The organism is Micromonospora sp. DT53, from assembly GCF_049841535.1.
Taxonomy (GTDB): Bacteria; Actinomycetota; Actinomycetes; order Mycobacteriales; family Micromonosporaceae; genus Micromonospora.
Map to the genome: position 1 here is coordinate 303 of NZ_JBNCKM010000014.1, position 12,129 is coordinate 12,431.

Sequence of the window (12,129 nt, forward strand, 5' to 3'; positions counted from 1 at the left end):
GCGGAGCACGGACGGACGCGGAGCACGGACGGACGCGGAGCACGGACGGACGCGGAGCACGGACGGACGCGGAGCACGGACGGACGCGGAGCACGGGCGCGGCACGTGGGGGCGCGGCACGTGGGGGCAGGTTGACGCATCGGCGTGGGCTGATCAGAATGAGCGACGGAGCCAGGTAGGGCCACCGGGACGAGGGCGACGGAGGCGGGACAACCGCCGTCGAGGGTCGCCGGTGAGCTTCCGCGAGTGACCACGTCCGCGTGACATGGGCCGTCACGCACTGTCCGCGTACCCCTGGGGGGCCGTGACGTGCGGACGGTCGCCGGCTGGCGTCGTCCCTGGACGGCGTCGGACCTCCGAAGTGGAGCTCGAATGTTCCGTCCTAAAGCTCTCGGCGGCGCGATCACTGCGCTCGCCACCCTCGCGGCCGGCGTGTTCCTCGCCACCGCCGTCAGCACCAGCCCGGCCCTTGCCGCTGGCACCGGTACCGGTTATCTGCACACCAACGGCAACCAGATCGTGGACAGCACCGGTGCCACGGTCCGGTTGACAGGCATCAACTGGTTCGGCATGGAGACCGACAACAAGACCTTCCACGGGTTGTGGTCGAACAACCCGTGGCGGGGGCAGCTCGACACGATGGCCCGGTTGGGTTACAACACGTTGCGGGTGCCGTACTCGAACGATGCGCTGAAGTCGGGCGCGACCGCCAGTGGGATCAACGACTTCGTCAACCCGGACCTGATCGGGCTGTCGCCGTTGCAGATCCTGGACAAGGTGATCGCCTACGCCGGCAGCAAGGGTATGCGGATCATCCTGGACCGGCACCGGCCGACGGCGGCCGGGCAGTCGCCGCTCTGGTACACGTCGACGGTCTCCGAGGCGACCTGGATCAACGACTGGAAGATGCTCGCCCAGCGGTACGCGGGCAACCCCACGGTGATCGGCGCCGACCTGCACAACGAGCCGCACGCGGAGGGCACCAACCCGGCGGCCACCGGCGCGTGCTGGGGCTGTGGCGACACGACCCGGGACTGGCGGCTCGCCGCCGAGCGGGCCGGGAACGCGATCCTCGGTGTCCAGCCCAACTGGTTGATCTTCGTGGAGGGGGTGAGCTGCCCCAGCGGCGGTCTCTCCAACGTCTGGGACAACGACCCGAGCAACGACGAGGACTGCGGTTGGTGGGGTGGCAACCTGTCGAAGGCGGGCCAGTTCCCGGTGCGGCTGAACGTGGCGAACCGGTTGGTCTACTCGCCGCACGAGTACGCCACCTCGGTGTACCGGCAGACCTGGTTCGACGCCCCGGACTACCCGGCGAACATGCCGGCCATCTGGGACAAGTACTTCGGTTACCTCTACAAGCAGAACATCGCGCCGATCATGATGGGCGAGTTCGGCAGCACCCTGGTCGACCCGAAGGACAAGGTGTGGCTGGAGAAGCTGATGGCGTACACCGGGACCGGGGTGACCGGGATGTCCTTCACCTACTGGTCGTGGAACCCCAACTCGGGTGACACCGGTGGCATCGCGTTGGACGACTGGACCAACGTCAACACCGCCAAGCAGGCGATCCTCCAGCCGTACCTAATCGCGCCGTCCGGTGGCGGCGGGCCGACCGGTGGTCCGACGGACCCGCCGACGGACCCGCCGGCCGGCGCCTGCACGGCCACCTACCGGCAGGTCAATGCCTGGCAGGGCGGCTTCCAGGGCGAGTTGACCGTGAAGAACACCAGCACGGGCGCGGTGAACCCGTGGTCGGTCACCTGGAGCTGGCCGTCCGGGGTGACGCTGGGCAGTGGTTGGAATGCCACAGTCACGCAGTCCGGCACGACTGTCACCGCAGCTGCTCCGAGCCACGCCCGGTCCCTGCCGGCGGGCGGGTCGGTCACCGTGGGCTTCACCGCCAACGGCACGGCCAGCGCGCCGGGCACTGTGAAACTCAGCGGCACCAGCTGCTGATCCACCGGGACGGCCGGTGCGCACCGCATCGGCCGTCCCGGCCATTTACATCGAGGTTTCTCTATGCTTTCATCGGGAAAGCGCTTGCCTTTTCGTCGGTGGGCGCGAGCGCTGGAGCCGCTCTGCTTCACGAACCTGCACTGGCGGGCCCGAGGACCACAGGTCCCGGCCGGGATTCGCCGCCCACGGGCACGGGCGACGCGACACCCCCGCCCGCCTTCTCGAAAGGAAGCAGCATGCGCACAGGACGGCGTCGAACGACGCTGATCGCCACCACCGCCGCAGCCACCGCCACCCTGGTCACCGCCGGGCTACTGACGTCCGTGTCCGCCCAGGCGGCCGCCGGCTGCCAGGTGACCTACTCGGTCGCCAGCCAGTGGTCGGGCGGATTCACCGGCAACGTCACAGTCACCAACCTCGGCGACCCCGTCTCCGGGTGGACGCTGCGCTGGTCGTACGGGGCCGGTCAGCAGGTCGGCCAGGCGTGGGGCGCCACCGCCTCGCAGAGCGGCAGTCAGGTCTCCGCGACAAACGTCGACTACAACGGCAGCCTGGCGACAAACGGCAGCGCCGCGTTCGGCTTCAACGCGAGCTGGAACAACTCCAGCAACCCGGCCCCGAGCAGCTTCACCCTGAACGACGTCGCCTGCACCGGCAGCACCACACCGACCACCCCGCCGCCGACCACCCCACCGCCGTCGAGCACTCCCCCGCCCAGCACCCAGCCGCCGTCGACCCTGGTCGGCTGGGCCACCCAGAACGGCGGCACCACCGGCGGCGGCAACGCCGCCATCACCACAGTCACCACCGCCTCCGCACTGACCAGCGCGCTGAACGCGACAGGCGCCGCGGTGATCCGGGTGTCCGGGACCATCACCTGCTCCGGCATGCTTCGGGTCCGGTCCAACAAGACCATCCTCGGCAACTACGGCGCGACCATCGCCGGCTGCGGGTTCAACGTCAGCGGTGACCGCAACGTGATCATCCGCAACCTGACCTTCCGCAGCTGGAACGACGACGCGATAAACGTGCAGGAGTCGGCCACCAACATCTGGATCGACCACAACAGCTTCAGCAACGGGTACGACGGCGCCGTCGACATCAAGCGCGGCTCGGACTTCGTCACCGTCTCGTGGAACCGGGTCTTCAGCCACGACAAGACCATGCTGCTCGGCCACAGCGACGACAACGCCAGCCAGGACGTCGGTCACCTGCGGGTCAGCTACCACCACAACTGGTTCGACGGCAGCAACCAGCGCAACCCCCGGGTGCGCTTCGGCAACCCGGTACACGTGTACAACAACTACTACCGGGCCAACGGCGGCTACGGCGTCGCGTCCACCGAGAACGCCGGGGTGCTCGTCGAGGGCAACTACTTCGAGAACGTCGACGACCCGTACCACCGCGGTGAGGGGGACTCGGGGCCCGGCAGCCTGGTCGCCCGCAACAACCACTTCGTCAACTCGCCCACCGGGCAGGCCGGCGGCAGCGTGGCCAGCATCCCGTACTCCTACCAGCTGGACACCGCGAGCAACGTCAAGGCCGTCGTGACGGCGGGCGCCGGCGCCGGCCGGATCACGGTCTGACCCCAGCCTCTTCGCGGAAGGGCCCCTCGTCCAGGGGCCCTTCCGTGCGGTCAGTGGGTGGCGCAGCCAGCGGCGGGGGCAGGCGCGACCGGCGGTGCGCCGATCGTCGGCAGACCGAGCAGAACCCCAGGGGTACGCGGGGAGCGCCCCGCCTCGGCCGCGTCGCCGGCCCGGGTACGGCGGTGCGCCAGCGGTGCTCCGTCGGCGTTCAGGTGATGGGGTGCGGCGTACGTGATCGTGGTGTGCACGATGTCCCCCGGCCGGATCTGACCGGCCAGCGACTCCCCGCCGGGGGTCTCGGTCGCGAAGTGCACCAGCCGACCGTCGCGCGCCCGACCGGACATCCGGCCGGTCCGCTCGTCCTTGCGGCCCTCGCCGACCGCGACCAGCACCTCGACGGTCTCCCCCACGAGGCGCTTGTTCTCCGCCCAGGTGATGTCCTCGACACAGGAGATCAACCGCTCGTAGCGCTCCTGCACGACAGGCTTGGGCAGCTGATCGTCCATGGTCGCGGCGGGGGTGCCGGGCCGCTTCGAGTACTGGAAGGTGAAGGCCGAGGAGAACCTGGCCTCCCGGACGACGTCCAGGGTGCGCTGGAAGTCGGCCTCGGTCTCACCGGGGAAGCCGACGATGATGTCGGTGGTGATGGCCGCGTCCGGCATCGCCGCGCGGACCTTCTCGATGATCCCCAGGTAGCGCTCGGAACGGTAGGACCGGCGCATCCTCCGGAGCACGTCGTCGGAGCCGGACTGCAACGGCATGTGCAGCGAGTGGCAGACGTTCGGCGTCTCGGCCATCGCGGCGATCACGTCGTCGGTGAAGTCCTTCGGGTGCGGGCTGGTGAACCGGACGCGCTCCAACCCGTCGATGTCACCGCACGCCCGCAACAGCTCAGCAAAAGCGGACCGGTCGCCACTGCGCTTCCAGTCCGGCTCGCCAGCGTCGCCGAACGCCACCCCGTAGGAGTTGACGTTCTGCCCGAGCAGGGTCACCTCCAGCACACCCTCGTCGACCAGGGCACGCACCTCGGAGAGGATGTCGCCGGGGCGCCGGTCCTTCTCCTTGCCGCGCAGCGCCGGCACGATGCAGAACGTGCAGGTGTTGTTGCACCCCACCGAGATCGACACCCAGCCGGCGTACGTGGACTCGCGGCGGGTGGGCAGCGTGGACGGGAAGACGTCGAGGGATTCCAGGATCTCCACCTCGGCGGCGGCGTTGTGCCGGGCCCGCTCCAGCAGCACCGGCAGCGAGCCGATGTTGTGGGTGCCGAAGACGACGTCCACCCAGGGCGCCTTGCGGACGATGTCACCCCGGTCCTTCTGGGCCAGGCAGCCGCCGACCGCGATCTGCATCCCGGGGTGCTTGTCCTTGACCGGACGCAGGCGACCGAGGTTGCCGTAGAGCCGGTTGTCCGCGTTCTCGCGCACCGCGCAGGTGTTGAAGACGACGATGTCCGGGGTGTCGTCGGTCGGCACCGCGCGAACGTAGCCGGCCTGTTCGAGCAGGCCGGAGATCCGCTCAGAATCGTGCACGTTCATCTGGCAGCCGTACGTCACGACGTTGTAGGTCCTAGCCACCCTCTTGGTGCCCCTTCCCCTCGGGCTACCAGGGTAGCGGCCCGTTCGGGGGGCCCGACCCACCGGCATTGACCCGCTGGCCCATGGCGGGCATCCACGACGGGCAGTACGCTGCACAACAAGGATGTGTTCTGGGCGATTTCGGGGGCTTTGCACTCGGCGCCGACGATGCGCGGCTCCGTTCACGGGGGAGCACATGACGACCCGCGGGAGGCCAACCGTGACGCGACAAGATGCGACACAGCGCACCGTCACGACCCCGGACGGGCGGCACCTCGCGGTGGAGACCTCGGGCGCGCCGGACGGGCCGGCGGTCTTCCTGCTGCACGGCACCCCCGGCAGCCGCAGCGGCCCCCGACCCCGGGGCATCGTCGTCTACCGCCTCGGCGTGCACCTCGTCTGCTACGACCGACCCGGGTACGGCGACTCCGACCGGCACGAGGGTCGGCGGGTGGCCGACGCCGCGGCCGACGTGGCGGCGATCGCCGACGACCTCGGCATCGACCGGTTCTCGGTGGTGGGCCGGTCCGGTGGCGGGCCACACGCCCTGGCCTGCGCCGCGCTGCTGCCGGACCGGGTCACCCGGGCCGCCGTGCTGGTGGGGCTCGCCCCGGCCGGCGCGCCCGACCTGGACTGGTACGCGGGCATGGCGGAATCGAACGTGGAGGACTTCGGGCAGGCCGACGAGGACCTGGCCGAGCTCACACTCAACCTGAAGGTGCGCGCCGACGAGGCCCGCCGGGACCCGATGACGCTGCTGGACTTCCTCCGACCCCAACTGCCCGACGAGGACATCCGGGTCGTCGACGACATCGCGATCCGCCGCCTGCTGACCGACATGTACTCCGAGGCGCTGCGACACGGCCCCGAGGGTTGGATCGACGACGTGCTGGCGATCCGGCGCGGCTGGGCGTTCGACCTGGGCGCCATCCGCGCGGAGGTTCGACTCTGGCACGGCGAGCAGGACCGCTTCTCCCCGGTGGAGCACTCCCACTGGCTCGCCTCGCGGATCCCGCGCGCCGAGGTGCAGGTGCAGGCCGGCGCCGCGCACTTCGGAGCGGTGGAGATCCTCCCGCAGACCCTGACCTGGCTGGCCACGCCGGACCTCGCGACCAGCCCACACCTCTGAGCGCCCGCCCGGCCGGGCCGGCGGAACGGCCCGGACACCCGACCCGCCCGCCGAACGACCGGGTCAGATCGTGTGGGGGTCGATCACCCGGACCACGAACCGCCGTTCGCGCAGAGTCTGCACGGTGGGGTGCTCCACCCCGATCACCTCGGCCAACCGGTCCGCCACGGCACCGACGTCCTCGGTGGCGGGGCCGTCGCCGGGCCGCCTCGCCACCAGGGCGAGGTCGCCGAGGCAGCGCAGCGTGTCGGGGTGCTCCGCACCGATCACCGCGGCCAGCCGGCCGGAGGTCTCCCGCAGCCGGTCCCGCGCTGACTCCCAGTCACCCTCCTCGGCGAGGCACACCGCCTGGTTGACCTCCGCTGCGAGCGTGTGCGGGTGGTCCGGCCCGAGCACCTTGCGCAGGTCGCCGACCGCCCGCGCCGCCGACGCGAGCGCATCCGACCGGCGACCGAGCGCGCGTTCCGCCGCCGAGGTGTTGCTCAGCGTCGCCAGGACGTGCGGGTGCTCCGGGCCGAGCCGGAGCCGCTCCTCGAACGCCTGGCGCACGGCGTTCAGCTCGGTAAGCGCCCGAGCCGCGTCGCCGACGGCCAACAGGTTCGCCGCGCGACTCGACCGGCACGCCACCGTGTCCGGGTTGTCCGGACCGAAGCGTTCGTCGAGCTCACGGTAGGCCGTCTCGAACATCGGCGCGGCCTCGGTGCCCCGACCGGAGCTGCGCAGCGACACCGCCAGGTTGACCTGAGCGGCGAGGCTCTGGCCGTCGTTCGGCCCGAGCACCTCGCAGTACGTTTCGTACACCGTGCGCAGCAGCGTGGCCGACCTCTCGTACTCGCCGGCCTCCCGCAGGTCGCTGCCCAGCCGCACGGCGGAGACGAGGGTGTAGGGGTGCGTGGGGCCGAGCACCAGCCGCCGCCGCTGGTGCACCTCGTCGTCCCACCGACGGGCCGCCCGGTAGTCCCCGACCAGCCGGTACGAGACGGCGAGGTTGTTGGCCGCGCTCAACGTCCGGGGGTGGTCCTCGCCGAACACCTGCAGCCAGGAGGCGTAGGTGGAGCGGTCCCGTTCCAGGGCCTCGGCGTAGCGGCCGAGCGCCCGCAGGTCACCGCCGAGACTGCCGGCGGTCATCAGACTGTGCGGGTGCAGCGGGCCCAGGAGCCGGCGTTGCTCGGCCAGCACCGCCTCGTCCAGGTCCCGGGCGTCGTTGAACCGGCCCAGGCTGCGCAGGATGTTCGCCCGGTTGAACCGCAGGTGCAGCAACTGTCGGCCCAGGGCCGACGCCTCGACCTCGTCGTGCGTGTCGCCGAGCCGAGCGCTCCAGGTGTCGTCCACCTCCTGGCTGAACACGTCGGCCTGGTCCAGACCGCCGCGCTGCCACAGATAACGGACCCGGTCGATGAGCAGCTGGCACACCGACTCGTCGGGGCAGGTCAACGCCTCGGAGACCTCCAGGTGCGGCCAGAGCATGCGCAGCCGGGCCCAGGTGGTCGGGTCGTCCACGTCGCCTCGGGGCCGGGACGCGGCCAGCACCAGGTGCACCTGGTGTCGGGCGGCGGTGATCTCGTCGTCGGTCATCCGGTCGCGGACCACCGCCTGCAACAGCCGGTGCACCTGGACCCGACCGCCCTGGACGTCGAGTTTGAGCAGCGCCAGGCGGTTGATCTGCTGGACCAGGGCGCCGCGCACGAGCCGCTCCGACACCGACGGGTCGAACGGCACGAGGGCCGCCGCCATCTCGTCGCTGTAGATGAGTTCGAGGGCGATCTCCGGGGCCAACACCGAGCAGAGCTGCAACAGCCGGTACGCGGCGGGCGCCTGTTCGAGCAGCCGGTTCAGCGACAGATCCCAGGTCGCCTCCACGGAGAGGGCGCTGGGGCCGTGCCGCTCGATCTGCCGCAGGTAGTCGGCTACCGACGTGCCGGTGTCGGCGAGCCAGGCGCCCGCCGCGGCCACCGCGATCGGCAGGTCACCGAGTGCCTCGGCCACCCGATCGGCCTCCTCGGCGCTGATCGTGGGCACCCGCTGGGCGAGGTGCGCCACGCTCTCGGTGCGGTCGAAGACGTCCACCTGGATCGGGTTCGCCCGGTCGCCCCAGGCGCGGTTGCGGGAGGTCAGCAGGACGTGCCCCGGGCCCTGCGGCAGGAAGGGCTCGATCTGGTCGAGCTCCTCGGCGTTGTCGAGCACGACCAGCCACCGCTCGTACGGCTCGCCACGGCCGAGCACCTGAAGCACCGACCGGACCGTGTCGGGCAGGGTCGGCCCGACGAGGATGCCGAGGCGACCGGCCAGGTCGGCGAGGGCGGTGTCGACGAACTGCGGCGGGTCCGCCACGATCCACCAGACCACGTCGTACGCGGCCTTGAACCGGTGCACGTACTCCAGAGCCACCTGGGTCTTACCGACACCGCCCATGCCCTGCAGGGCGACCGGCAGCACCACCGCGCTGCCCCCGCTCTGCAACTGCGCGCGCAGCCGCGCCAGGTCGTCCTCCCGGCCGGTGAACCGGGCGTTCCGGTTGGGGGCGTTGAAGATCAACGGTTCGGTGCCGGGGAAGCGGGTGGACCCGCCCGCCGGCCCGTCCGCCGACGACGGCACCGGCCGGCCGACCAGCCGCAACACCCGCTCCACGGCTGTCGCGACGCTGACGTTGACCAGGTTGGTGGAACTCTGGGACGGGAACTCCGCCAATGGGCGCAGGTCGGCCACGTACACGGCCAGGGCCGTGGAACCGGTGCTCGTGTCGCGGTCGGGCAGACCACCCGACGGCGTCGCCACGTAGGCCGGCGAGACCACTGTCAGCGTGCGCGGGGCCGGCGTCCCGGCTGACCCGACGGCGGCCATCGGCTCCACCACCCGCAGCCCGGCCGAGCTGAGCACCCGCTCCAGCCACTCGGCCCAGATCGCGTCCTCCGGCGCGTACCGCAGCACGATCTGGTCGTCGATCGCCTCGGTGCGTCGGCGGAACCGGGCCTTGCCCCGCTCCCGCACCGACTCGTCCATCACCGGCAGCGCGGTCACCGCGCCGTCGGTGAGGATCCCGGTCAACGTCTCGAACGCGGCCAGCAGCGACGTCGGTGAGCCCGGCGGATCGCCGAACGTGGCGAGGGTTTCCTCGTACGCGTAGAACGGCCGGTACGGAACCTCCACCGCTGCCCAGTAACGCCGCCGTTCCGCCTCGGTCATGCCGGCCGGCAACCCGGCAAACCGGCGCATGGCCAGCAGGCGACCCGCCTCGGCCCGCTCCTTCTCGGCCTGGTCGACACGCATCGGCACCGGCAGGACCCGGATGTCGCGCCGCCGGTACCGGTCCCGTACCGAGTGCGCCACCCGGGCCGCGCCGTCGATGCCCTGGTCGCTGAGCGTGAAACAGTCGACCAGGGTGTCCGGAAGGTGCAGGGTGCAGATGTCGGCGACGTCGCTCAACCCCGTCCGGCTGTCGATCAGGGTGAAGTCGTACTGACGCTTCATGTCCGCCCGCAGCGCCTCGAAGAACTGCGCCCCGCCCAACCGGTTGTAGAAGTTGTCCCAGTCCAGCCCGCTCACCGAGACGGCGTAGTCGCTGTTCTGCCGGCCGGCGGAGAGGAAGTCGAGGCCGCCGCCGTCGGGGAAGTTCCAGCGCAGCGAGAACGCGTGCCGCCCGACCCGGGCGTACTGCTCCATCCAGCGGTCCGGCCGATCGTCGACCCGGGTGGTCTCCCACTCGTAGTCGCGGATCATGTCGATCACACCGCTGGTGCCCTGGATCGCCTCGGCGTCGAGGAACGGGTGGAAGAAGCGGTGCAGACCGGGTGACTCGAGGTCCCAGTCGGCGACGAGCACCCGCCGCCCGCTGGCCGCCAGGATCCAGGCCACGTTGGCCAGCGCCATCGTCCGGCCCGTTCCACCCTTGAACGAGTAGAAGGTGACGACCTGGCCTTCGCGATCGTTGTTCATCGGTTTTCTCCGTGGGGACGCGGTGGGGCCGGATCATCAGGCGGGAACGCGGGGTCGGTGGCAACCGTCGAGCCGGCGGCGGGCAGGCCGTCACGCAGGCTCGGCACCGGCTCCGGCGGTGTTTCGAAGGGGACGACCGGGCCGTACTTGAGGAACTGGCGGCGTGCCTCGGTGACCAACGCCGGCATCAGGTCGACGAACTCCGGCATGCTGCACGCGCGCTTCACCTGGGGCAGACCGGCGTCGTTGAGCAGTTGGGTCACCTCGGCGGCCCAACGGGTGACGTCCTGGGAGTCGTCGTCGTCGGTGACCACCAGCGGGACGACCCACTCCCGCAGGCCGTGCAGCATGCGGGCGAGGACCTCGGCCGCGTCCGGCGCCGCCGCGATCCACGGGTCGACCAACAGCACGGCCGGCCGCCGATCCAGCAGCGCGGAGGCCTGCGCGAAGTCCTCCGTACGAGCCGACAGCCCGAGCCGCTCGGCGGTGCTGGCCGCGTACTCGGCGGCGGGCAGTTGCTGGCTGCGCCCGTACGGCCGCCAGAGCCGGCCGCTGGCGGCGTAGCCGGCGGGGTCGCGATCGGTCGGCAGCCGGTCCCGGGTCGGGGCCAGGACGGCGACGACGAAGTCCGGGTCGGTGGGCGCCGGACGGACGACCTCGTCCAGACCGGGCGCCCGGGACGGGCCCATCGGTCGCCGTTCGGCGGTGTGCACGATCCGGCTCGCCAGGCGGCTCAGCAGAAGCTCGTACTGGGCGCGGTACGAGGCCAGCATGCAGAACGCGCGCAGGCCGTCCGCAGCGTACTCCGGGACGTCCCGGCCCAGGTCGAGGGCGCCGTCCAGCTCCGGGTGGGCCTCCCACGGGGGGAACGGGATCCACAGCACCGGAGTGAGGTGGCCGGCGCTGACCCGGGTCGACCCGGCGGCGGCCACCCGGGCCCGGAAGGACTCCTGCTCCCCCAGCGCCCAGGGGCGCTTGAAGTAGCCGGGTGAGTAGAGCGGAACGAAGACCTCGGCGTCGCCGAGCGCCTCGGCGAGCGCGGCCTTCCAGTCGGCGCCCAACGGGATGTGCTGGTCGAAGAAGCCGATCCGCATCCCGGCGACCGGTCGCGCCTGCCGTCGCACCTCGTCGGTCAGGTCGGCGAAGAACTGGCCGACCCAGACGTCGGCGTCGGCACGGGCGCCCGGCGGCGGCGCCGAGTGGGCGTAGCTCAGGAAGAAGTACGTCCCGCGCGCGCCCGGGCGGCGCCGGTCCGTCGGCGGGCTCACTGCGGCTCCTCGGCGAACCTGTTGCACAGCTCGTCCACGCTCGCCGGCACCCACGGCTCGACCAGGTACGACCGGTGGATGGCCACGATCCGCTGCGCGAGCCGCCAGACCACCGCCCGGTAGGCGTTCTCCCACTGCATGGTCAGCAAGCCGTAGACCCCGTCCCGCTGGTAGTGCACCGCGATGTCGGGATCCGGCATCGCGGTCGGGGAGAAGCGCTGGATGTCACGGAGCACCCGAGGCAGTGCCGTGCCGTTCGTCGGCGACCAGGTGACCGGCACGATCGCCGTCTCGTGGACCGAGGCGGAGCTGTGTCGCGGGGTGATCCGTCGGCGGGAGAACGCGTCCCACTCCCGGCCACACCATTCGCTGCCGAGCAGCGCGCTGGACACCAGCGGAACGAAGACCTGGCAGGTGCCGGCGGCCTGGAGAAGCTCCGGGCTCCAGCGTTCGCCGCCGGCGATGGAGGTGTCCAGGAAGCCGGCGTCCACTCCGGTCACCGGGCCGACCAGCTCACTGACGTGGACGGAGAGATCCTCGAAGAAACGGGAGACGTACTCGGCGGGTTTGCCGGTGGCCCGGCCGACCGGCGCCCGCGAATAGCTGATGAAGAAGAGTGGGGCGCGTGCTCTGGAGGGTGCGTCCACTGTGCTCACCGCTGCCCCTCCGCCCTCCCC

Annotated in this window: 7 protein-coding genes; 3 read left to right on the forward strand and 4 right to left on the reverse strand. The window is 71.3% G+C overall.

Annotated features, from left to right (window positions below; genetic code table 11):
• Nucleotides 1–372 precede the first annotated feature (372 nt).
• Nucleotides 373–1,959: a cellulase family glycosylhydrolase gene (locus ACLQ3B_RS32300; RefSeq protein WP_425784457.1), complete on the forward strand. Its 1,587-nt coding sequence runs from the start codon at nt 373–375 to the stop codon at nt 1,957–1,959.
• Between the two features lie 236 nt (nt 1,960–2,195).
• Nucleotides 2,196–3,545 (forward strand): cellulose binding domain-containing protein, encoded by a 1,350-nt coding sequence (locus tag ACLQ3B_RS32305; protein ID WP_425784458.1) that lies wholly within the window; start codon nt 2,196–2,198, stop codon nt 3,543–3,545.
• A gap of 50 nt (nt 3,546–3,595) precedes the next feature.
• On the opposite strand, the gene miaB is transcribed toward ACLQ3B_RS32305, so the two are convergent.
• Complete coding sequence (miaB, locus tag ACLQ3B_RS32310; protein ID WP_425784459.1) at nt 3,596–5,122, reverse strand: tRNA (N6-isopentenyl adenosine(37)-C2)-methylthiotransferase MiaB; 1,527 nt, start codon at nt 5,120–5,122, stop codon at nt 3,596–3,598.
• Between the two features lie 220 nt (nt 5,123–5,342).
• Here miaB and ACLQ3B_RS32315 point away from each other — a divergent pair, with 220 nt between their 5' ends.
• Nucleotides 5,343–6,251, forward strand: a complete 909-nt coding sequence (locus tag ACLQ3B_RS32315) for an alpha/beta fold hydrolase (RefSeq protein WP_425784460.1) — start codon at nt 5,343–5,345, stop codon at nt 6,249–6,251.
• A gap of 63 nt (nt 6,252–6,314) precedes the next feature.
• Here the strand turns inward: ACLQ3B_RS32315 and fxsT are convergent, their stop codons facing one another.
• The 3 genes from fxsT to ACLQ3B_RS32330 are packed head-to-tail and all read right to left on the reverse strand — an operon-like array spanning nt 6,315 to nt 12,108.
• Nucleotides 6,315–10,184: an FxSxx-COOH system tetratricopeptide repeat protein gene (gene fxsT / locus ACLQ3B_RS32320; RefSeq protein ID WP_425784461.1), complete on the reverse strand. Its 3,870-nt coding sequence runs from the start codon at nt 10,182–10,184 to the stop codon at nt 6,315–6,317.
• Complete coding sequence (locus tag ACLQ3B_RS32325) at nt 10,181–11,452, reverse strand: TIR-like protein FxsC (protein ID WP_425784462.1); 1,272 nt, start codon at nt 11,450–11,452, stop codon at nt 10,181–10,183. Before ACLQ3B_RS32325 ends, fxsT begins: the two co-directional genes overlap by 4 nt.
• Nucleotides 11,449–12,108 (reverse strand): TIR-like protein FxsC, encoded by a 660-nt coding sequence (locus ACLQ3B_RS32330; RefSeq protein WP_425784463.1) that lies wholly within the window; start codon nt 12,106–12,108, stop codon nt 11,449–11,451. The genes ACLQ3B_RS32325 and ACLQ3B_RS32330 overlap by 4 nt, the downstream gene beginning before the upstream one ends.
• Between the last annotated feature and the right edge of the window lie 21 nt (nt 12,109–12,129).

Excerpts from the sequence above, each read along its gene's own strand:
- fxsT (WP_425784461.1), bottom strand. The coding sequence starts at position 10,184 with ATGAACAACGATCGCGAAGGCCAGGTCGTCACCTTCTACTCGTTCAAG.
- ACLQ3B_RS32305 (WP_425784458.1), top strand. The coding sequence starts at position 2,196 with ATGCGCACAGGACGGCGTCGAACGACGCTGATCGCCACCACCGCCGCA.
- ACLQ3B_RS32300 (WP_425784457.1), top strand. The coding sequence starts at position 373 with ATGTTCCGTCCTAAAGCTCTCGGCGGCGCGATCACTGCGCTCGCCACC.